Annotated in this window: 18 protein-coding genes and 1 tRNA gene; 10 read left to right on the top strand and 9 right to left on the bottom strand. The window is 31.7% G+C overall.

The genetic code is table 11. The features are described 5' to 3' along the window. Positions 1–28: 28 nt before the first annotated feature. The 8 genes from V9L05_RS06505 to V9L05_RS06470 form a co-directional block, all read right to left on the bottom strand. Positions 29–4,087 carry a response regulator gene (locus V9L05_RS06505; protein WP_338794003.1) on the bottom strand — a complete coding sequence of 1,353 codons (4,059 nt, stop codon included), beginning with the start codon at positions 4,085–4,087 and terminating at the stop codon, positions 29–31. A gap of 239 nt (positions 4,088–4,326) precedes the next feature. Then, complete coding sequence (locus V9L05_RS06500; protein WP_338814848.1) at positions 4,327–4,785, bottom strand: hypothetical protein; 459 nt, start codon at positions 4,783–4,785, stop codon at positions 4,327–4,329. A 12-nt stretch (positions 4,786–4,797) separates the two neighbouring features. After that, entirely contained in the window at positions 4,798–5,187 is a 390-nt protein-coding gene (locus V9L05_RS06495) for a hypothetical protein (RefSeq protein ID WP_338814847.1), read from the bottom strand. 35 nt (positions 5,188–5,222) lie between these two features. Continuing rightward, a complete protein-coding gene (locus V9L05_RS06490; protein ID WP_338814846.1) occupies positions 5,223–5,903 on the bottom strand; it encodes a hypothetical protein in 681 nt (226 codons plus the stop codon). Between the two features lie 125 nt (positions 5,904–6,028). Continuing rightward, positions 6,029–6,487, bottom strand: coding sequence for a GNAT family N-acetyltransferase (locus V9L05_RS06485; protein ID WP_338814845.1), 459 nt, complete (start codon positions 6,485–6,487; stop codon positions 6,029–6,031). A 194-nt stretch (positions 6,488–6,681) separates the two neighbouring features. Then, positions 6,682–7,314 (bottom strand): nitroreductase family protein, encoded by a 633-nt coding sequence (locus V9L05_RS06480; RefSeq protein WP_338814844.1) that lies wholly within the window; start codon positions 7,312–7,314, stop codon positions 6,682–6,684. A gap of 49 nt (positions 7,315–7,363) precedes the next feature. After that, positions 7,364–7,813, bottom strand: a complete 450-nt coding sequence (locus V9L05_RS06475) for a MarR family transcriptional regulator (RefSeq protein ID WP_338814843.1) — start codon at positions 7,811–7,813, stop codon at positions 7,364–7,366. Beyond that, positions 7,813–8,238, bottom strand: coding sequence for a hypothetical protein (locus V9L05_RS06470; RefSeq protein ID WP_338794011.1), 426 nt, complete (start codon positions 8,236–8,238; stop codon positions 7,813–7,815). Before V9L05_RS06470 ends, V9L05_RS06475 begins: the two co-directional genes overlap by 1 nt. A gap of 615 nt (positions 8,239–8,853) precedes the next feature. Here V9L05_RS06470 and V9L05_RS06465 point away from each other — a divergent pair. The 9 genes from V9L05_RS06465 (at position 8,854) to V9L05_RS06425 (ending at position 18,296) form a co-directional block, all read left to right on the top strand. Next, positions 8,854–9,495, top strand: a complete 642-nt coding sequence (locus V9L05_RS06465) for an Ezrin/radixin/moesin family protein (protein ID WP_338814842.1) — start codon at positions 8,854–8,856, stop codon at positions 9,493–9,495. Positions 9,496–9,596: 101 nt separating this feature from the next. Next, a tRNA-Leu gene (locus V9L05_RS06460) sits at positions 9,597–9,678 on the top strand. A 75-nt stretch (positions 9,679–9,753) separates the two neighbouring features. Then, positions 9,754–10,383, top strand: coding sequence for a hypothetical protein (locus V9L05_RS06455; RefSeq protein WP_338814841.1), 630 nt, complete (start codon positions 9,754–9,756; stop codon positions 10,381–10,383). A gap of 310 nt (positions 10,384–10,693) precedes the next feature. Next, the gene (locus V9L05_RS06450) at positions 10,694–13,678 is read left to right on the top strand and encodes a DEAD/DEAH box helicase (RefSeq protein ID WP_338814840.1); all 2,985 of its coding nucleotides are present in this window, start codon (positions 10,694–10,696) and stop codon (positions 13,676–13,678) included. Between the two features lie 156 nt (positions 13,679–13,834). Then, a complete protein-coding gene (locus tag V9L05_RS06445) occupies positions 13,835–14,143 on the top strand; it encodes a hypothetical protein (protein ID WP_338814839.1) in 309 nt (102 codons plus the stop codon). Positions 14,144–14,356: 213 nt separating this feature from the next. Next, positions 14,357–15,364 carry a polyprenyl synthetase family protein gene (locus V9L05_RS06440; protein WP_338814838.1) on the top strand — a complete coding sequence of 336 codons (1,008 nt, stop codon included), beginning with the start codon at positions 14,357–14,359 and terminating at the stop codon, positions 15,362–15,364. 124 nt (positions 15,365–15,488) lie between these two features. Further along, positions 15,489–15,710, top strand: coding sequence for a twin-arginine translocase TatA/TatE family subunit (locus V9L05_RS06435; RefSeq protein ID WP_338794019.1), 222 nt, complete (start codon positions 15,489–15,491; stop codon positions 15,708–15,710). Positions 15,711–15,965: 255 nt separating this feature from the next. Continuing rightward, the gene (gene gatA, locus V9L05_RS06430) at positions 15,966–17,396 is read left to right on the top strand and encodes an Asp-tRNA(Asn)/Glu-tRNA(Gln) amidotransferase subunit GatA (protein ID WP_338814837.1); all 1,431 of its coding nucleotides are present in this window, start codon (positions 15,966–15,968) and stop codon (positions 17,394–17,396) included. A gap of 126 nt (positions 17,397–17,522) precedes the next feature. Further along, the gene (locus V9L05_RS06425; protein ID WP_338814836.1) at positions 17,523–18,296 is read left to right on the top strand and encodes a hypothetical protein; all 774 of its coding nucleotides are present in this window, start codon (positions 17,523–17,525) and stop codon (positions 18,294–18,296) included. Between the two features lie 70 nt (positions 18,297–18,366). On the opposite strand, the gene V9L05_RS06420 is transcribed toward V9L05_RS06425, so the two are convergent. Beyond that, positions 18,367–19,455, bottom strand: coding sequence for a complex I subunit 1 family protein (locus V9L05_RS06420; protein ID WP_338814835.1), 1,089 nt, complete (start codon positions 19,453–19,455; stop codon positions 18,367–18,369). A 231-nt stretch (positions 19,456–19,686) separates the two neighbouring features. On the opposite strand from V9L05_RS06420, the gene V9L05_RS06415 reads away from it, so the two are divergent. After that, on the top strand, positions 19,687–20,793 hold the full coding sequence (locus V9L05_RS06415; protein ID WP_338814834.1) for a DUF6268 family outer membrane beta-barrel protein: 1,107 nt from the start codon (positions 19,687–19,689) through the stop codon (positions 20,791–20,793). Positions 20,794–20,875: the final 82 nt, after the last annotated feature.

Below are 20,875 nucleotides of genomic sequence, written 5' to 3'. Positions count from 1 at the left end.
TTTTATTTTAATTCTGAGGTAAATAGTATTAAACTCGCTTACCAATCCATTTACAAACTGTATAGACTAGTTGGTCGTAATCTACAGGCTTAACAATATAATCGTTTGCTCCTGCATCAAAACACTCTTGTTTGTCTTCTTCTTGTGCTTTTCCAGTAATGGCAACAATTGGATAATGCTTCAAATCTTCATCTTGACGAATAATTCGCATAGCATCAAGTCCATTCATCTCAGGCATAACCGAGTCCATCAAAACCAAATCTATATCTTCTTCACGAAGCATATCAATAGCTTGCTGACCATTCATGGCTTCCAAAATCTGAGCTTCATAAGTCTCTAAAGCAGATGCGATTACAAAAATATTACGAATATCATCATCGACTACTAAGATAGTTTTGTTTTTGATGAGCTTAATTGCTTCTTCCTTGCTCACTTCTTTTATAGATTCATTAGCAGATTTGTACTCTTCTTCTTCCTCATCATCATTTCCATCCATTTCTTCATTGATAGAATTACGAGTGAGCGAACGAGGAGGAACATCACCTTCTAGTTTTTCAGCATTTTTATCTTTTTTGCCTTTGTTATTCTTATTAGAATTTCCTCTTTTTGGAAGCAATTCTTCTAATTCTTTATCTACTTGAAGTTCGGCTAATAGAGATTCAGCAAGTTCGGCTGTACGTGTTTTTTGTTCATTTTCTTCTTGTTTAGGGGTTTCTTTCTCAACCTCTTCTTCCATTCTATGTAAAAATAAAGCGACTTCTTCTCGCAATTTTTCACCTGTATCTCTAGTCTTTAAGATGATACTTTGAGCTGCTTTTCGCAGATTTGTTTCTTCTTCAGGTGATAGGGTTTTGCCAGTATAAATAATGACAGGAATATTTGGATGATTTTCATTGATGTATTTACACACCTCTTGTCCACTTCCATCTTTTAAACCCAAATCTACAATTGCACCATCAAAAGTTCCATTCTCAATGGCTTCAATAGCTTCTGTCTGATTTTTTACACCTTTTACTTTTACATCGTTGCCAATGATAAGCTCTTTGATAGCTTCCATTTGTGATTCGTCATCTTCCACAACTAATAAATCTTTGACTTTTTTATGAGAAAGACGAAGCATATCAGTCATTGCTTTTTTCAAGACATTTTCATCTATTGGTTTTTGAAGGAAACCAAATGCCCCTGTGGAAAGCAAATCATTATCTTTATCTCTAGCCGAAATAATTTCGATAGGAATATGACGCAACTCTTTATAGGATTTTAGTTTTTTCAAAACATCTGTTCCATCAATATCAGGCAAGCCCAAGTCTAAAATAATTCCACTTGGTTTGTATTGCATTGCCAAATCAATTCCTTCTTCTCCACTCTGAGCAATCAGGGCTTTTATATTTTGAGAATGCAGTACTTCTGCCATACTTTCAGCAAACTGAACTTCATCTTCAATAATGAGAATAACATTATCATTCTTGTTAATATCATTTCTATCATCTTCAACATCTTCTCTTATCAGTTTTCTAGGCAAATATCTCTGAGTAGAAGATTTGTTTCTTCCCGTTTCTAGATTTTTTACTACCACTGTTACACGGTCTTCTTTTTCAGCTAGTTCTTCATCTAATCGTTTTGGTAAAATAATTGAAAATGTACTTCCTTTTCCTGCTTCTGAATCTAGCTCAATTTGTCCTTGCAGTAGCTTTGTAAGCTCTCTAGCAATTGAAAGTCCTAAACCTGTTCCTCCATATTCTCTTGAAGTAGTTCCGTCGGCTTGTTTGAAGGCTTCAAAAATGATTTGTTGTTTGTCTTTCGGAATTCCAATTCCTGTATCTGTAATGCTGTATCTGTAATGGTCTTCATCATGTTCAGCAATTGACAATTTGACTTCTCCTTTTTTTGTAAATTTAAAGGCATTTGATAAGAAGTTTCGTAAAATCTGAGCGAGTCTTTCCTTATCACTATATATATATGACTTGGTTTTGTCTTCTGTAAGAAATTGAATTCCTTTTTCTTGAGCAATTCCTTGAAACAAATCATTCATATCTGTAACAATTTCTTTGTTGGCAAACTCTACAGGATTGATAACCATTTTTCCTGCTTCAATTTTAGAAAGGTCAAGAATATCATTTATTAATCTTAAAAGCTCTCCACCTGATTTATAGATAATCTTAGCTTTTTTGACATCTTTTTCTACTAATGTATCCTTTTCATTTTTAGAAAGCATTTTAGAAAGCATGATAATCGAATTGAGTGGTGTTCGAAGTTCATGCGACATATTTGCCAAAAACTCTGATTTGTATTTGTTTGATAATTCTAATTGTTCGGCTCTTCTGTCTAGCTCTTCTTTCGCTGAAATCAGACTTTCATTTCTACGACGCAATTCTTCTGATTTTTCTTGTAATTCTCCTTGTTGAACTTCTAATCTTTCATTGGCTTGCTCAATCTCTTGCGCTCTTGCTTGTGCGCTTCTTGTAGCTTCTTCTGAAGTAGCTAAAAGTCCTTTGATTCTGTCAGTTTGAAGAACAGAATAAATATAAGTTACGATGGTGTTGGCAGCCTGTTGTAAAAATTCTTGTTTGAGTTGTGTGAAAGGCTCAAAAGAAGCTAATTCGATAACTCCATACAGTTCGTATTCAAAAACAAGAGGAAAAGCATAAACATGAGTTGGTGGCTCTTCTACTGTTCCTGTTGTGAGCGACATGTCTTGTCTTCTGATATTTTTTAGCAAAATCGGACTACGCTCTAAACCTACTTGTCCGACCAAACCTTCTCCAATTTTGTATTCATTTGAAAGACCAGAACGCTCTGTAAAGGCATACGAAGCATTTAGTTTTAATTTAGAAGAGTAACTATCCACCAAATACATCACACCTTGAGCCGATTCGGTATAACGAGAAATAAAATTGATTGCTTTTCGACTAAGTTCTAATGAAAGAAGGTTTCCAGAAAGCTGTTGAGCAAGTTGATTGATACCATCTTTAATCCAGTTCTGTTCGAAAGTTTCAATTTTGTTTGTTCTCAAACTTTCAGTCATTCGTTGTAGAGCTGCACTAAGTTCGTCCTCTTCGCCTCTTTCTTTTACATTTACGGTATAATCTCCCTTTGCAATAACTTGTGCCTGATTGATAATATTTTTAAAATTCTCAATCATTTGATTAATTGAAATAGCTAAAAGGTCACTTGAGCTTTTTACTTCAATTTGTCTTGATAAATCTCCTTTTGCAATATTGTTAGTAATGTTGGAAACTTCCCTTAAATTTTCTACTACTTTTTTTACAGAAGAATAAATACTGTCTTCTGACTCTGTATTTGTAAACTTCATTGTTAAATCTCCTGCCGAAACTCTACGAGCTACTTCTGCAATGTCAGAAGGTTCTCCCCCAATTTGTTTACGAGTATTTCTGACAATAAATAAGGCTACCAAAATACTTACAATAATTGAAATTAGGGTAAAGCCAATAATCAAACGACTAGAGTCTGTATAAATTTCTTCACTTCGTTTTGCTGCTTCTCTTGCATTTTCGAAGTTATCAAAGATGATTTGATTGAGTGTTTGATTACTTGATTCGAAAGCTAAAAATGAACGCTCACGTAGTTTTTCTTTTGCTTCTTCTTTGTTATTATATCTTGATAATTGTTTTATTTTTTCACTTTCTTCTAAATATTTTTTATAATCATCTTGAAAGAGTTTGAAATTATTTGCATTCTGTCTTAAATCTTTCAAATCTGGATCATCTTCTTCTTTTTGGTCTGCAATTCTATTAGTTAGAATATCTTCTCTTTCTTGAAGCAATTTTTTGTAGTTTTTTTCACTACGAGTAATATTTTCTTTATCTAATCGCATCAAACCTTCATATTCTGACATTTCAATTTCTGAAAGGGCAAAAATATGTTGCTGCTGACGTATCATGTGGTCAGAAGTATTGGCACTAATGGTCGATATCTCATAGATACTCGGCATCCAATTTTCACTAATCTCAAGGGCTACATTTTGTACCTGTGAGAGTTTGATAATTGCAAACACATTGACTGCAATAGACAAGATAAGAATAAGGGAGAAACCTCCAATCAGTTTCGTGGTTAAACGCTCAAACATTCGGATTACTGTTTTTATGGAAAAGGCTATTATAACAATCTATTCGTTTCGCTATATAATTTCTAGCTATAATTTACTACTAATTTAATCAAAATAGCAAACATAAAGCCTTTTATAGTCAGAATAAGATTAAAATAGCTTGCCTTTCGACGAAATGGAATTTTTAATCGGTTGGTTTTTACCAAATTCTTTTATCAAAAACAGTAATTAGATTGTATCTTTTAATTATAGAACTATTTTTAGGTCATATCTAAACTAATTTCGTACTTTATTGAATCTGATTGTTTGGCTATTTGATAGGCTTGAGTATTTTTTATCTCTTGTTCCCACTCTTGAATATCTGTATAATCCATACTCCAAAAACCATCTTCATCAGTTTCTAAAAAAATAGTTTTGTCATAACTTAATTTGATTCTAAGTTGATAAAACTCCTCATCATTTTCTAGCAAAATTTGTCTAACAATGTCAAATTCAAATCTTTCTTCTTCTTCTTCATTCCAACTATATATTCCATATTCTGCTAATAACTCATCAGCATCATCGTCAGGCTCAGCTGAACAGTTTATTATTTCGTAATTAGATTTAAACTCTACCATAGCATCAAGAGCAGATTCTATTAATGAATTTGCTTCAGAAGCCATTTTATTTTCAACTATCTGAGTTAAGATAGCTACTGAGTCTTCAATTTTAATTTTCATAGCTTAATTTTTTCAAAAAACACAATACAAAACAAATCCCCCAAAAAGCACAGAAAAAGGAAATAACAAACGAATATAAAGAGGTTTCAAAATATTGGCTGCCTGAGTTGCATAATTGTGATGGTATTTTCGTGGTACAAAGTAAAGTACAACAGAAGTTCCGAGCATAAACCAACCTAATAGCTTAAAAAACTCTGGATAACGACAAAAATCTGCATACAAAATCATTGCTATTGCAGGAATCATGCGAATAGTAATTTCAGCATAATTTATAAAATTAGTGCTTCCTGCTTTTCGTAAAGTTGCTCTAGCTATTTTTGGAGCAAAAAGCATTAAAAACCCTACTGAAATCAAAAATATTCCGAAAGCTATCACTGTCCATTTTGCAATAATTGTAATCATTTGAAAGTAGTTTGGAGTTTTTTATATAAAGAGTTCTATTCTAGGCACTCCATATTTGCTGTTTGATTTTTATATTTCAAAACTAACTCATAATCTTTCATCAATTCTGTAAGGTCTGAACAATTTACTTCTTTATTGGCTACTGTTTCCGAAGTAGGATTGTTTTTAACAGATGAACGAATTGTAAATTCTTTTTCAAGACATTTTATTAATTGATTATCAATAATATAAAAGCGTTTTTCTGTTATTTTATCTTTAGTTTGACTTTCTCCATTCATTGTTGTTCCATCAAAACTCCATGCTAGGGTATTATCAAATATAAAAAAGGGTGTGTTATCTTTTAAAAAATATTCTTTTGTGACTCCACCATGCTCCCAACCTTCATCATGTTTTATCATTCGCAGTTGTCCGTTTTCTAAAAAATAAATGACTTTACCTGATGATTCTTCATAACAACTATATTCAAAAGAGGTAGAATCCATTTTTCCATTCGTTATTTTAGACATAATACTTTGATATTCGGCTCTAATATCTTCAACTGTTTTCAATTCTGTTATTTCTTGATTTGTTTGAGTGGATGTATTTTCTGTAACAGTTTCATTTTCAGATGAAGTAGAATTGTGTTCTAAATCAGAAGATTCGGCCGTTTTGGTTTCTGAATTTCCATTACAAGAAATAAATGAAAAAATGAGAAGGGAATAAAATAGGTTTTTCATGATTTGGAAGTTAATTATTGAGTTTTTATATAAAATTTATAGTTAGAGAAATATAACATTATTTTTTATAATAAGGATAAAATAATTCAGAATCTCTATCCTAATTATTTGCGCTAAACCTAATTTTAGAATTTTTTTTCCAAAACTTTTTCAAAACACTTGCTGTTTTCCACCCCAATATATTGTCCATAATTCGGAATTACATCATAACCATTTTTTTTATAAAGTGCTATGGCTTCAGGTTGTTTGAGTCCTGTTTCTAAGACACACCTTTTATAAGATAATTCTTTTGCCCATTTTTCTAGTTCTGAAAGAATTTTTGAAGCAATTCCTTTTCCACGATTTTGAGATAAAGTATACATTCTTTTTATTTCCATTGAATCAGTATCAAATTCTTTTATTGCTCCACAGGCTAATGGAATGTCATTTTCATAAAGAACAACAGCATGTTTTATGGTGTCAATTTTATTAAACTGTGCATAAAAAGAATGGTCTTCTCCATCTCTTTGAGCTAAATCAGCGTCAAGGAGTTTCACTAAATCAATAAAATCTTTATTTTCAGAATTGGTTCTTATTGTTTTCATTATTTGGATTGTTTTTTTAGGTTGTTTTGATGGTCGTCGGTGGGGACACCGACAACGGCTATAACCTGTCGTTTTTGGTGTGACAGATAGAGTTAAGCATAATGATAGCTAAAATACAAACCAAATATTTAAACACAAAAAAGGTCATAACAAGATGTTACAACCTTTTACAATACTATGAAACGATGAAAAAACTAGTCAACTAATGTAACTAGATCTTTTTTAGGTTTTCTTACTTTTTTCAAGTTTACCAACCAGTCATTTTCAGTTTTTCTGTAACCAACAGGAAGAAGTACACAACTTCTGAGACCTTTTTCTTTTAATCCTAAAATCTCATCTACTGCATTTGGATCAAAACCTTCCATTGGCGTACAGTCTACTTCTTCGAAAGCACAAGCTGTTAGAGCTTCTGTAAAAGCAATATAGGCTTGTCTAGCAGCATGTTGAAAGTTTTCTTCTGCATCTTTTTGTGGATAGCTACTCAATAACATTTGACGGTAGTTTTCCCAACCTTCATTTTTAAATCCACGAACTTCATTTACCAAATCAAACATTTTATTGATTCTGTCGGCTGTATATGTATCCCAAGCAGCAAAAACAAACAAATGCGAACAGTCTGAAACTACAGATTGATTCCAAGCAACAGACTTAATTTTGTCTTTAATTTCTTGATTGGTAATAACAAATACCTCAAAAGGCTGTAATCCACTTGAAGTAGGTGCAAGCGAAATTGCTTCGATGATGTTATCGATTTTTGCTTGTGGTACTTTTTCGCCATTCATTGCTTTAGCAGCATATCGCCAGTTGAGTCTATCTAATAATTCCATTTTGGTAGTTTTTAATTGATTTTTGTATATAAATTTTTTCTAGCACAAATTATTCTTTGTCTTCTGAAAGTATTTTTATCCATTCATTCAGAACCTCTTTTAGGTTTATAATATCTGAAACATGGACATTTTCATTTACTAATACTTGTGCAAGCTGTTCTGGAACACAGGTAGCTTGTTTTTTTAGTTCTTTTCCCTTTTCTGTCAATTTTATAATGACGCTTCGCTCATCTTCTTCTGAACGATTACGCTCAATAATTTCCATTTTCTCCATACGTTTTAGCATAGGCGAAAGTGTATTTGTATTGAGAAGTAACTTTTCAGTAATTTGATTTACTGTAATCTCATCTTTTTCCCAAAGTACCATCAATACTAAATATTGAGGGTAAGTAATTCCCATTTTATCCAAAAAAGGCTTATAAGCCTTTGTGATAAGACGAGAAACTGAGTAAAGAGGAAAACAAATTTGATTGCTCAGTTTTAATTTTGATTCTTCCATTAGTCATTCTTTTTTTGCTTTGCTCTCCAAGCCTGCCATGCTCCACTAGACCACAATGCCCAAGCAATCAGAACAGGTTGAAAAAATAATCGTATTAATCTAGCTCTATCCGAATTTAATGCTCCAAAGGCATCTCTTCCTTCAAGATACTGTGAAATATTACCAGGGAAAATCAATATATAAAATATTGCCAATGCCCAGCCAAATTCAGTCCGTTTAGATTTCCAAAAAGCCAGTCCCAAACCCAATATCATTTCTACAATTCCTGATAAAATGACTACCATATCTTTACTAAAAAACGGTATCCAGTCAGGCACTTGTGCTTGAAACTCAATTCTATTAAAAGTCAGATGGCTAAAACCTGCATATATCATAAAGAGAGCTAACAGGATTCTAAATACATTTTGTAACGTTGATGTTTTCATTTTATGAATTTTTAAGTCGTTTAAGATTTTATTTAATACGATTAAATCGTGTGCGACACAAATGTACTTCTTTTTTTCGGAAAAACTAATTTTTTTAGAAAAATAAGTAATAGAGGTTTGTCAGATACTTCAAATAAGGAAAAATTAAAAAATACGACCTGTTAAAGCAGCGAAGCTAATTTAATTTATTGATTATCAATCAATTGAATGTTTTAAAATAGTAGTTTATTTAATTCTTATTCCTTATTTTGTTGTGCATTCAGTTCCTCAGAACTGAATGTTTCGCTTCCTCAGAAGCGTGATTTATTTACCTGAATCAGGCTTCTGAGGAAGCATTTCGTTCAACTCTGGGGAGTTGAATGCATAAAAAAAATAAAGCAAATTCAAAAAGAATATTAGTCTATAAAAACAGAATACTTAACTATACTTTAAGAGTGAGTTATCGAAGAAAAGCAATTGGTCAATAAAAATATAATTTTTAGGATTAGAATTTGCCTTATTTGTTGAAATAAACTTATCAAAATTCTTCCAATAACTATCAAATTTCACTTTTACTGTTTCTGACACTAGAAGTGAAAACATCAATATTTACCGTTTATAAAAAAATATAAAGTTATGTTTCGTTTTATTTTAGCAAGTCTTTGTTTTATTTTTCTGCTTTCTACACATTCTGTTTTTGCTCAAAAAATGAGTAAAGAACAAAAAAAAGTTTGGAAGAAAAAACAAAAATCGATGTCTGTAGAAGACTTTAAGAAAAAAGTAGAGGGCTACGAAACAGCTGTTGAAGAGGCTAGTAAATTGGAAAAACAGGTTGTTTCGACAAGCCAAACTCTGATGGAAAAAGAACGAATGGTTGATAGTTTGCAGCAAGCTTTAGCAGATGCACAACAAGCAGCAAAGTCAGAAACAGAAAATGCTGATGCTTCTTCTTCGGATGGAAAAGATGATTATTCTAAAGGAACAGTTTATAGAGTACAAGTAGGAGCATTTAGAAACAAAGACTTAATGAAATTTGTCGGACACAGACGTTTCCATGCTGAAGAAGATGAAGACGGAGTAAAAAAATATACCATTGCAGCTTTTAGAGACTATTGGGAAGCTGACTTATTCAAAAAATATTTGCGTGAAATGGGTGTAAATGATGCATGGATTGTTTCTTATAAAGATGGCGTTCGTGTTCAGATAGAAAGCGTTTTGTCAGCAGAAGACCAAAATATGGTAAAATCAGGAGATAGCAAGAACAATGACATTGATTAAGATAAAAATTATTTCATTTTTCTAAAAAAATGCTTGTACTATAAAAAATAAGTTGTACATTTGTACTCTCAAAACGAGTAACTACCAGCCTTTAAAATCTTGCCCAGATGGCGGAATCGGTAGACGCGCTGGTCTCAAACACCAGTGGAGCAATCCGTGCCGGTTCGACCCCGGCTCTGGGTACATTTATTGAAAACCTCTTTTCTAATTTTTGAAAAGAGGTTTTTTTTTGTTTCATAAATTCTATATTTCTTCTTTATGTCTTCTTCAATTATAAAATTAAGTAGTATTACAAATCTTCATGATGCTCGTTTCGGTGCAGGAATGGGAACAGTTTTAGATATGATGATTGGTTTTTCATTAAATCCAACTAGTAAAAACTACGTTTCTGAACAAGATTTTGTACAGATTTCGGGTTGGATAACAGGCTGTAAAATTGTGGCAGAACTAGAAGATGATACAATCAGTGAAGAAGCTCATAAAATTCTTTCAAATACAGACTATAAGATTGATTTTGTACAGATTTCTCAAAAAGCTATTTTTTCAGAGTTAAAATCAAAAAGCTATAATTTTCCTATTATATTTTCTACCAATTTAGAAGAACTAGAAAGTTTGAACATAAAAGATTTTAAGGTAGATTATTTTTTAATAGAATCTAATGAAGAAAGTTTATCTGAAAGAGAAATTCAAGTTCTCCAAAAATTATCTAAAGAACATCCGATTATTTTAGGTTTTGGAATAACAAGTGAGAATGTAACAGGTTTACTTTCTCAAACAGAACTAAAAGGAATTGCTTTCAAAGGACAAACTGAAATAGAAGTTGGAATGGGTGGCTATACCGATTTTGATGAAATTTCAGATATTTTGGAAAAGGTAGAAGAGTTATAGAAGTTGTTTAAGAATGGGATTTGTGGATATATTTGTTGGTGTCGCTACGCTAAAACACCAACAAAGGCTTTGTTATTTTTCCTTAGAACTGGATTTGCAAACTCAGTTCTAAGGAAAAATGAGTATTCTTAAACAACTTCATAAATAACTATGAGGGAGAAATCAGTTTAATTGAAACATTTTAGTTTAACTTTTCTTACTTAGATGCAATTTCCAAACTCAAAAAAAATCCGTATTTTTGAAGTTGTCTTAAATCTAAAAGAGTAACTAATTTTTAGTTTGCTGTATATCGTTTTATTTCTTGTTACTTATGAATGTTTCGCCTAACGAATCTTTTAAAGTCGTTTATTCGCTGTATGAGCATCAATTTTTGGGTTGTTTGTTTGAGTCTTTTGTGGTGCAAGTTCGACAGGGAAAACTAACACTAAAATATCAAAATATTTCTTCTCGCAATGCTCATGAGTTTGATAATGGACTTTCAGAGTCAGATTATGAACTGATAAAACTAATGGATTCGATTCAGCAAGATGCCATTATCAAAAAATTTAGTAATGTTTCTTCCAAAGTAGGAAAGAGTGGCAAAAAACTAACTATTTTCGATTTTGCAGATAAAATTTATGACGAGGAAAAAGGAGATAAAGTCACTCAAAAACTTATTGAAGACTATGTAGAAGGTAAAAAAATAAAAATTCTGAATCTTCTTTTAGAGAAAAATAAGCTCGTCTATACGATGCAAAGAGATGGAACACCAACAGGAGAATTTATCGAAATCCCAAAAATCCCTGCAACTATTCTCTTTCATGTTTATAAAAATCCAGAGAATACACAATATTATCCGACCATTCGACACAATGAAAAAACGATAGAATTTCGTCAGTCAGATGCCAAAATTGTCTGTAATTCTCCTGCTTGGCTACTGCATAAAAATATTTTATATCATTTTGATAGACCTTTAGAAGGCGCAAAACTAAAGCCTTTTTTACGCAAAAAATTTATTTTAGTCAATAAAAGCGTTGAAGAAACGTATTATAAAAAATTTGTCGCTTCTTTAATTTCATCCTATCATGTGATTCCAGTAGGTTTTGAAATAATTACAAAAAGAAACGACCCACAAGCAGAATTGCATTTCAAAATTTTGTCTTCTTCTACACAATCGCTTTTTGATACGCCTGTTTCTACAAAAGCAAATCAGAATGAGAGCGAAAACACAGTCGTTTTCGAACTCAATTTTAGGTATAATGATGAAGTTTACAAAGTTTCAGAATTGAATGAAAATCAAAATAGTCATGTAGTCTTTGAGAATAATGAAGATAAATTTATTTTTACAAAATTTATTAGGCAAGTTTTGTTAGAAAAAGCTGTCGTTTCAAAACTCAAAGAGTTAGGTTTGCCTATTCAAAAAGGAAAAATTACGCTTCCTCGTTCAAAGGCTTTTTCTTGGATAACCAAAAATGAAACTATTTTACAAGAATTAGGAGTAGAATTAAAGCAGCACCAAAGCGAAGAAGGAAAAAATTATTTCATTGGAAAATCTCAAATTAGTATTGCAATCAATGAAAATAAAGATTGGTTTGATATTAATGCAAAAGTATTTTTCGGAGAATATCAAATTCCGTTTATGCAAATTCGTCAGTATATTTTGAAAAGTCAACGTGAATTTACACTTCCTAATGGTGAAATTGCCGTTATTCCTGAAGAATGGTTTACAGAATATAGTGAGCTTTTTGAATTTATGCAGTCGAAAGATGAAAAATTTGCACTTAAAAAACATCATTTGGCATTAGTTCAAAACTTAGAACAAGGAAATCTTGCCAACGTAACAATGAACCGAAAACTTCAAAAATTATACGATGCTGATAATTTTGGAGAAATAGAAGACTTTGAACTTCCAAAAGGCTTTAAAGGACAACTTCGTCCCTATCAAAAGGCTGGTTATAATTGGCTTCGTTTTTTGCAAGAATTTAATTTTGGAGGTTGTTTGGCTGATGATATGGGACTTGGAAAAACGGTTCAAACACTCGCTTTGCTTCAAGCACAAAAGGAAAAAGAGGGAGAAGTTGCTCCTTCATTATTAATAATGCCGACTTCACTTTTGTACAACTGGGCAGTTGAAGCTAAAAAATTTGCGCCTGATTTGAAGGTTTGGCGTTATACAGGAACAGACCGAAATAAAGATATTACGACTTATTTTCCAAAGTATGATGTAATTCTGACTTCTTATGGAACAATGAGAATTGATGCTAATATTTTGAATGAATTTTATTTTAATTATGTAATCTTAGACGAGTCTCAAGCCATAAAAAATCCAAGTTCAGCAATTTCAAAGGCTGTCAAAACACTAAAATCTCGTTTCAAACTTATCTTGACAGGAACGCCAATTGAAAACTCTACGCTTGATTTGTGGTCGCAAATGTCCTTTGTAAATGGTGGACTTTTGGGCAATCAAAAATTCTTCAAAACGCATTATCAAATTCCGATAGAAAAGCAAAGTGATGTCGATAAAGCGAGAAAATTACAGACTATTATAAAACCGTTTATTCTTCGAAGAACCAAAAATCAAGTCGCAACAGAATTGCCACCAAAAGTAGAAAATATCATTTATGTAGAAATGAGTAAATCGCAAGAAAAAGTCTATGAAGAAGCAAAATCATATTACAGAAATGAAATTTTGAAGCATATCGAATTGCAAGGAATGGCAAAATCTCAAATTATGCTTTTGCAAGGTTTGACTAGGTTGCGACAACTTGCCAACCATCCCAAAATGGTTGATCCAGATTATGAAGGTGATTCAGGTAAATTTTCTGATTTGTGGGAAAAACTAAAATCTGTTTTGAGTGAAGGACACAAAGTTCTCATTTTTAGTCAGTTTGTAAGGCATTTGACTTTAGTTAGAAAAGAGTTAGACAAAGAAAAAGTTAAGTATTCGTATCTTGATGGAGGAACAAAAGACCGAAAAGCAGAAGTTGAGAATTTTCAAAACAATGAGAATATCAAAGTGTTTTTGTTGTCTTTAAAAGCTGGAGGTGTTGGTTTAAATTTGACGGCTGCCGATTATGTATTTATGTTAGACCCTTGGTGGAATCCTGCCATTGAAGCACAAGCTGTTGATAGAGCGCACCGAATTGGACAAGAAAACAAAGTTTTTATTTATAAATTCATTACTCAGAATTCAGTTGAAGAAAAAATATTAGCTTTACAACAACAAAAAATTGCGCTTTCACAAGATTTGATTACAACAGAATCTAGCTTTGTTAAAACGCTTTCTAAAAATGATATCGCTGATATTTTGAAGTAATCTTATTGTAGGGAAAAGACACACCTTTTCATAGATTAGTATTTTGGGTTCATAAATAAATGCTAACTTAATTAGCAAAATTAAAACAATATTTGCAATTTTTGGTTTATTTGTTAAAGAAAGATTAAAAAACATCTACTAAAACAAATAAAAAATATGGATTCGATAAACCAACTTATAGAATATATGAATGATTTTGTTCTTTTGAGTAAAGAAGAAATGGAAAGTCTATCAGACGAACAGCGTTCTTTATACCAAGAAAAAGAGAAAATTTATAAAGACAATAAACATTTTGTTGATTTTGCACAAGAACAATCAAAAGAAAAAACGAAATTTGGAAATGATATTTCAAGAGAGATTGCTAAAAACTTTCTTTTAGATGACCTTTCAGTTGAAATGGTAGCTAAGAATACAAAACTTTCTAGCGAAGAAGTACAACAAATAGCAGATTCTTTAGTAGAATAAATTTATGAAAAATTTTGTCATTTAACTTATTTCAAAAAGTTGAAAAAATAGTATAGAATTTCAATTATTTTGAAATTCTATATTATTCTTTTAGGTGTATAATTACAAAATTGGGAAACTCAAATTTACTTATCTATATTTGATTATTAAAAACTCTCCTCTGTTGTTGATGTTTTAGAGTAGCGACACTGACAACAAAATAAATTACCATTTATGCCACAAGAAACTACTATCAATCCTACATTCTCACTACAAGAAGCTCAAAAAGCTCTTGAAACTCATATCAAAAACCTAAATACAGAAGGCAAACCAGCCGATTTGTACGCACCTATCAAATATATTATGTCTTTGGGTGGAAAAAGAATGCGTCCTTTGCTTGTTCTTTTGGGGTATTCGTTGTATGATTCGGAATGGAAAAATGCTGTTTCTCCTGCAATTGTAACAGAGGTTTTTCATAATTTCACTTTGTTGCATGATGATATTATGGACAATGCTCCAATTCGTAGAGGACAACCTACAGCACACGAAAAATGGAATGAAAACACAGCACTTTTGTCAGGTGATTTGATGCTTATCAAAACCTATCAATGGTTTGGAGAATCTATTCCTTCTGATAAATTTCATTCTGTTTTGCAACTTTTCAATGCTTGTGCAATTGGAGTTTGTGAAGGACAACAGTTTGATATGGAATTTGAAAGTCGTAATGATGTAGAGATAAAAGAATATTTGGAAATGATAAAACTCAAAACAGCCGTTTTGTTAGGATTTTCATTAGAATTAGGAGCAATTTTGGGAGGTGCAAAACCTTATGAAGCACAGCAACTTAGAGAAGTAGGCATTTCGGCAGGAATTGGTTTTCAACTTCACGATGATATTTTGGATGTCTATGCAGACCCAAAAACATTTGGAAAACGAGTAGGAGGAGATATTATAGAAAATAAAAAAACTTATTTGATGCTGACAGCTTTACAAAAAGAAAAAGAAGCTGGAAAGAATGACCTTCAAAATTGGATTAATAAAACAGATTTTGATGAAGCCGAAAAAGTAAAATTAGTTACTCAAATTTATAACAATCTGAATATAAGACAGTTTGCAGAAGATAAAATGAATGAATATTTTGAAAAATCCTATCAAACCTTAGAAAATCTTTCTGTCAGACATGAAAATCAAAAACAGTTTTTAAAACAGTTTTTGATGCAAATACAGGAAAGGCAGAAGTAGAGAAAATAAATAAAACTTCTCTTAAATATTTGTATCAAAGTCATCAGAAATTCTTTTTTTATCAAAAAAACTGTATTTTTGCAGTATCAAATCTGTTTATCAGAACCTTTTAAATCAATCAACTATGTTAAATACACTTCTTTTCATCGGTGGACTTGGAGCTTGGGAAATTGCTCTTATTATGCTTATCGTCCTTGTCTTCTTTGGCGCAAAGCGCATTCCTGAACTTGCTCGTGGAGTAGGTCGTGGAATTCGTGAGTTTAAAGATGCAACCAGCGAAGTAAAAAATTCAATCGAAGCAGAAAGTAAAAAAGAAGATGTTTCTACAACTAAAAGAGAAGCATAATAAATAATTACGAATTACGAATTAAAAATTACGATTGTAAATTGCTCATTATTAGTAATTTATGTTTTCAAATTGTTTGATTCAATCAAATTCGTTTTTATTGAAAAATCAGAATATAAATTAATACGAAGGAAAATACAGAGTTTACAAAATTCTTATAATTTTCTTTCGTATTTTTGTTTTTATAAAAGCTATTAATTCAAGAGTTAAATCTTGAACAATAACGTAATTCGTAATTTTTAATTCGTAATTAAATTGAAAACTCATATAGATTCCTTTGCTTCTGTCCAAAAAGCCATTCAAAACAAAACGCTTACTTGTGTAGAGTTGGTAGAACATTATTTGAAAGTCATCCATGAAAAAAATCCTTCTTTGAATGCTTTTTTAGAAGTTTATGATGAAGAAGCTAAAGCACAGGCAAAACTTGTCGATGAAAAAATCCAAAACGGAACAGCAGGAAAACTAGCTGGAATGATTGTCGGATTGAAAGATGTTTTGTGTCATAAAGACCACAAATTAGGCGCAGCATCAAAAATGCTAGAAGGTTTTGAATCTCAATTTGATGGAACAGCTGTAGAACGTCTTTTGAAAGAAGATGCTATCGTTATTGGTCGCCAAAACTGTGACGAATTTGCGATGGGTTCTTCCAATGAAAATTCTGCTTTTGGAGCTGTAAAAAATGAAATTGGCACAAACCGAGTTCCGGGGGGAAGTTCTGGAGGTTCTGCTGTGGCAGTTCAGGCAGGAATGTGTATGGTTTCATTGGGTTCTGATACAGGTGGGTCTGTGCGTCAGCCTGCTGCTTTTTGTGGAATTGTTGGTTTGAAACCAACCTATTCACGTATTTCTCGTTATGGTTTGATTGCCTTTGCATCATCTTTTGATAGCATCGGAATTTTTGCAAATAATGCTGCTGATGTTGCTATTACGCTAGAAGTTATTGCTGGAAAAGATGATAATGACAGTACAGTTTCTCAAAGAGAAGTGCCAAAGTATTCAGAGTTATTAAATAAAAAATTAGATAGAAAGCCAAAAATAGCTTATATCAAAGAAACTTTGCATTCTGAAGGGTTAAGCGAAGAAATAAAAGCTGCAACAATTGCTAAAATAGAACAACTTAAAAGTGAAGGCTATGAAGTAGAAGAAGTAGATTTTTCTCTTCTCAAATATGCTTTACCTACTTATTATATTTTGATTACGGCAGAAGCAAGTACCAATCTTTCAAGATATGATGGTGTGCGTTATGGTTTCCGTAGTCCGAATGTTACCGATTTGGAATCGATGTATAAAAAAACACGTACAGAAGGATTTGGTAAGGAAGTCAAGCGCAGAATTATGTTAGGAACGTTTGTTTTGAGTGCAAGTTATTACGATGCTTATTTTACGAAAGCACAAAAAGTAAGACGTAAAATACAAGAAGCAATGAAGGAATTATTCTCCAACTATGATTTCATTATCTCTCCAACAACGCCTACAACAGCCTTTGAAATTGGAAAATATGAAGGCGAAACGGTAGAACTTTATTTAGCTGATTTGTTTACTGTTCCTGCTTCTGTGGTCGGAATTCCTGCGATTTCTATTCCAAACGGAACAGACAAAGAAGGTTTGCCTATTGGGTTACAAATAATGGGAAATTATTTTTCAGAAGATAAATTATTGGCTTTTGCTGATGAAATGATGAAGTAAATTTATAAATCCTCGTTGACGGTTCAGACCTCAACGACGGTTTACATATAATAGAATTTCTAAAAAATCGTTTGAGTAATTACTTGAACGATTTTTTTTACAATAGAATTGTCTAAAACCAAATAAATGAAAAATATATTTGTGCTTATAGTTTTCTTTTTTGTATGTGTTTCATCTTGCTTTGCTTGTTTAGAAACAAACCAACTCAAATTATTTCCTATTGGAATTTATAATAATTCCGTTATATCAATCGATATTCAAATACAAAGAAGAGATAGACTTGGAACAGAAGAAGAAGAGATGAATGAAGATTTTGAACCTGTAAGTTGGATAATACAGACTCGTTTATCTGTTTATGATTTGCATCAAAATCTGATTTCTTCAAAATTGATTGATTCTACAAATGCTATTGGAAGAAGTTATTTAAAGGAATTAAGTAAAAGTCATGACAAAACAGTAAAGTTGATTTTAGAAAAATATTCTACCATCGAACTTTTTGAGGTGAAATATCTTTCCTTTTGTGATTTTCAAGAAGAATGTAATAATTTGACAACTCAATATGATGAAAATACACAAACTAAAAAATTGACTTATGAAAATAAAGAGTTTGATTTAGCCGTATTTAAAGACAAAACCAACTATTTTCTAAAAGATGGTTATTTAGAAAACTCTGTGGTTTCTCTATCCATCAGCTCAATTAGAGTTTATGAAACCAAAAAAGTAAAATTAGTAATTGCTCACTTAGGAACGGGAGAATATTTACCTGTCTTAGCAAATCTTCCTAGAAAAGAATATAAAAATGAAGAAATTGATTATTCTTCTATCAAAAGATTTGTTTATCAAGAACCTGTCAATCATCATGGAAAAGGACTTGACGTATTTTTTTCTATTGTAAAATAATTTTATTTTTTATCATTATCTTGCCATTATCGGTGTCTCACCGATGACATAGAGCAACACACACAGAAATTTATGATAAGAAAACCTTCCAAAAAGCTGTCAAAACAAGCATACCTAAAGAAAAAGGAAGTAAATATTTCCAACACATTGTCATTAGTTGGTCGACACGAAGGCGAGGAAAACTCCAACGAATCCACATCTGAATAAGCATAAAAATAATAGTTTTGCTCATCAGCCAAAAGAAAGACCATAGATAAGACGAAAAATGTCCAATTTCTCCACTTGTATAATTAGCTAACTCAAAACTCCCAATATTAGGAAAAGGACTATTCCAACCTCCAAAAAATAAAATACTTGTCAGAAGTCCTATCAAAAGCATCATTCCATATTCTGCCAACATCAAAAATGCCCAACGCATTCCTGAATATTCCGTTTGAAAACCTGCTACGAGTTCAGATTCTGCTTCTGGAATGTCAAAAGGTGTTCGGTTGGCTTGTGCAAGTCCAGAAATAAAGAAAATCAGAAAGACAATAAAGAAAAATGGCATTGAAATGATATTCCAAGACAAAATTCCTCCAATAGTTTGAGTTTCTATATTTAAAAATGAAATACCAAATAAATAGGTCGTTTTTTCTGCAAAAATTCCTTGTGCCTGACTAATTTCTTGTAAATCTAAAGAACCATTCCAAACTACCACACACAAAATAGAAAGTCCTAGAGGAAGTTCATACGAAACCATTTGAGCCAACGAACGAACAGATCCATACAATGAAAATTTATTGCTAGAAGCCCAACCAGCCATCAAAATTCCTATTACATCTAAGGCTACAATACCTAGCCAAATCAAAATACCTAAAGGCATTTCAGTTTCAGAATTTGCTGTAAAGGGAACAAGCGCAAAACCTGCAAAAACAGCTATAAAAACTAGAACAGGGGCAAATTTGAATAAGAATTTATTTGTAGAAGAGGGAATAATATCTTCTTTAAAAAGTAGTTTGACTACATCAGCAAACGTTTGTAAAAGACCGTATTTTCCTGTTTCAGTAGGACCAATACGGTCTTGTATGAAAGCAGAAACTTTACGTTCTATATACACACCAACAAGTGTATTAAATAAAATTAGAGAAAGTGTAAGAAATATTAGGAAAGTAATAGTCATACTATTATATTTGATAGTAATATAAAGAAAGTGAATTGATTTATCTATATTTAGGTGATAATGTATATAATCAAAACTTTATTTCAAAAACGCTGTGTTTATCAGAATTTTATTCTTAGTAGTAGGTTTTTAAAGAAATGTTAATATATTAGTGATTCATTTATAAAATTATCAATTCTTATTTTACAGTAACTACAAAATTACACACAAACCTCCAAAAACTTTTATTTTATGAACAAAAGATACCGTTTATTTGCGATTGCCTTTTTATTTTGCTTTTGTCTTTTTGGTAATCTCTTCCTAGCCAAAGCACAAGTAGATACAGGTGATGTCATTGCACCTGATGAAGAAGAAGAATTTAGTATGGATGGCTTTGAAGAAGCTGATGATACAGTCATTAAAAAATATTGTAATAATAAAATCAATAACTTAAATCCTACTACACTTATTGGTTTGAGCTATGATTTTATGTTTGGCTCAGAACTAGAATCTATAAACCCAGATGATAGTGATAGCACTTTTAGTTACAAATCTCCTATCAGTCTAAATCATGGTATTCGTTTGGATGCTAATATTCCTTTAGTATCTAAGAGTAATATTATTTTCAATGCTACTTTTTCATATTGGGAAAGTCGTTATAATTTTGATCAAGTAGATACTAGAGATGCTTTAGCTCTTTCATTAAATAACAATCCACTTCGTACAGCTACATTAGGAATTTTAGCTTTCAAGCCTCTTGATGAAAAACATTTTCTTATATTTCAAGCTGCTACTTCACTCAATGGAAATTATAGTATTGGAACATATGATGCTGGAGAAGTAGAGCCAGATTTTGGAAAGATGAAATATACTGCTTCTCTACTTTATGGTTGGAAGAAAAGTGATAATCAAAACTTAGCTATTGGTGTTACTCGTACATATCGTGGTGGTAAACTTTTACATGTGCCTATCTTCATGTGGAATAAAACGTTTAATAATAAATGGGGAATGGAATTATTATTACCTGCTCGTGGCTCTCTACGTTATAATTTTTCTGCAAAATCGTCACTTAATTTTGGTTATGAGTTAGAGGGACAAAGCTATCTCTTACAAAATTCGCCTAACAATGATATATTTGCTACCAATAATTATGAACTAAGTAAATCTGAAATTCGTGGGCGTATCGAACTCAATAAAGCACTTTCTAGTTTTATTCGTCTGAATCTTCAAGCTGGTGTAGCTCCTGCATATCGTTTTGATTTGGCAAATGGAGCAAGTAATGATGCAAATGAAGTATCAATAGGAAGTCTTGGTTTGCCAATGTATTTTCGTATTGGACTTAATTTTGTAAGTCCTTAATTGCTAGATGATTAAACTCAAAAAAACTCTTGAAAATATATTTCATCGAAAAGGCATAGTTTTTGAATTTTTACTATATAAA

Source organism: Bernardetia sp. Wsw4-3y2 (assembly GCF_037126295.1).
GTDB lineage: Bacteria > Bacteroidota > Bacteroidia > Cytophagales > Bernardetiaceae > Bernardetia.
This window is presented reverse-complemented; position numbering and strand designations above follow the sequence as displayed.

Bases quoted from the DNA above. Each gene is read 5' to 3' on its own strand.
- V9L05_RS06505 (WP_338794003.1), bottom strand. From the start codon at position 4,087: ATGTTTGAGCGTTTAACCACGAAACTGATTGGAGGTTTCTCCCTTATT.
- V9L05_RS06500 (WP_338814848.1), bottom strand. From the start codon at position 4,785: ATGAAAATTAAAATTGAAGACTCAGTAGCTATCTTAACTCAGATAGTT.
- V9L05_RS06495 (WP_338814847.1), bottom strand. From the start codon at position 5,187: ATGATTACAATTATTGCAAAATGGACAGTGATAGCTTTCGGAATATTT.
- V9L05_RS06490 (WP_338814846.1), bottom strand. From the start codon at position 5,903: ATGAAAAACCTATTTTATTCCCTTCTCATTTTTTCATTTATTTCTTGT.
- V9L05_RS06485 (WP_338814845.1), bottom strand. From the start codon at position 6,487: ATGAAAACAATAAGAACCAATTCTGAAAATAAAGATTTTATTGATTTA.
- V9L05_RS06480 (WP_338814844.1), bottom strand. From the start codon at position 7,314: ATGGAATTATTAGATAGACTCAACTGGCGATATGCTGCTAAAGCAATG.
- V9L05_RS06475 (WP_338814843.1), bottom strand. From the start codon at position 7,813: ATGGAAGAATCAAAATTAAAACTGAGCAATCAAATTTGTTTTCCTCTT.
- V9L05_RS06470 (WP_338794011.1), bottom strand. From the start codon at position 8,238: ATGAAAACATCAACGTTACAAAATGTATTTAGAATCCTGTTAGCTCTC.
- V9L05_RS06465 (WP_338814842.1), top strand. From the start codon at position 8,854: ATGTTTCGTTTTATTTTAGCAAGTCTTTGTTTTATTTTTCTGCTTTCT.
- V9L05_RS06455 (WP_338814841.1), top strand. From the start codon at position 9,754: ATGTCTTCTTCAATTATAAAATTAAGTAGTATTACAAATCTTCATGAT.
- V9L05_RS06450 (WP_338814840.1), top strand. From the start codon at position 10,694: ATGAATGTTTCGCCTAACGAATCTTTTAAAGTCGTTTATTCGCTGTAT.
- V9L05_RS06445 (WP_338814839.1), top strand. From the start codon at position 13,835: ATGGATTCGATAAACCAACTTATAGAATATATGAATGATTTTGTTCTT.
- V9L05_RS06440 (WP_338814838.1), top strand. From the start codon at position 14,357: ATGCCACAAGAAACTACTATCAATCCTACATTCTCACTACAAGAAGCT.
- V9L05_RS06435 (WP_338794019.1), top strand. From the start codon at position 15,489: ATGTTAAATACACTTCTTTTCATCGGTGGACTTGGAGCTTGGGAAATT.
- V9L05_RS06425 (WP_338814836.1), top strand. From the start codon at position 17,523: ATGAAAAATATATTTGTGCTTATAGTTTTCTTTTTTGTATGTGTTTCA.
- V9L05_RS06420 (WP_338814835.1), bottom strand. From the start codon at position 19,455: ATGACTATTACTTTCCTAATATTTCTTACACTTTCTCTAATTTTATTT.
- V9L05_RS06415 (WP_338814834.1), top strand. From the start codon at position 19,687: ATGAACAAAAGATACCGTTTATTTGCGATTGCCTTTTTATTTTGCTTT.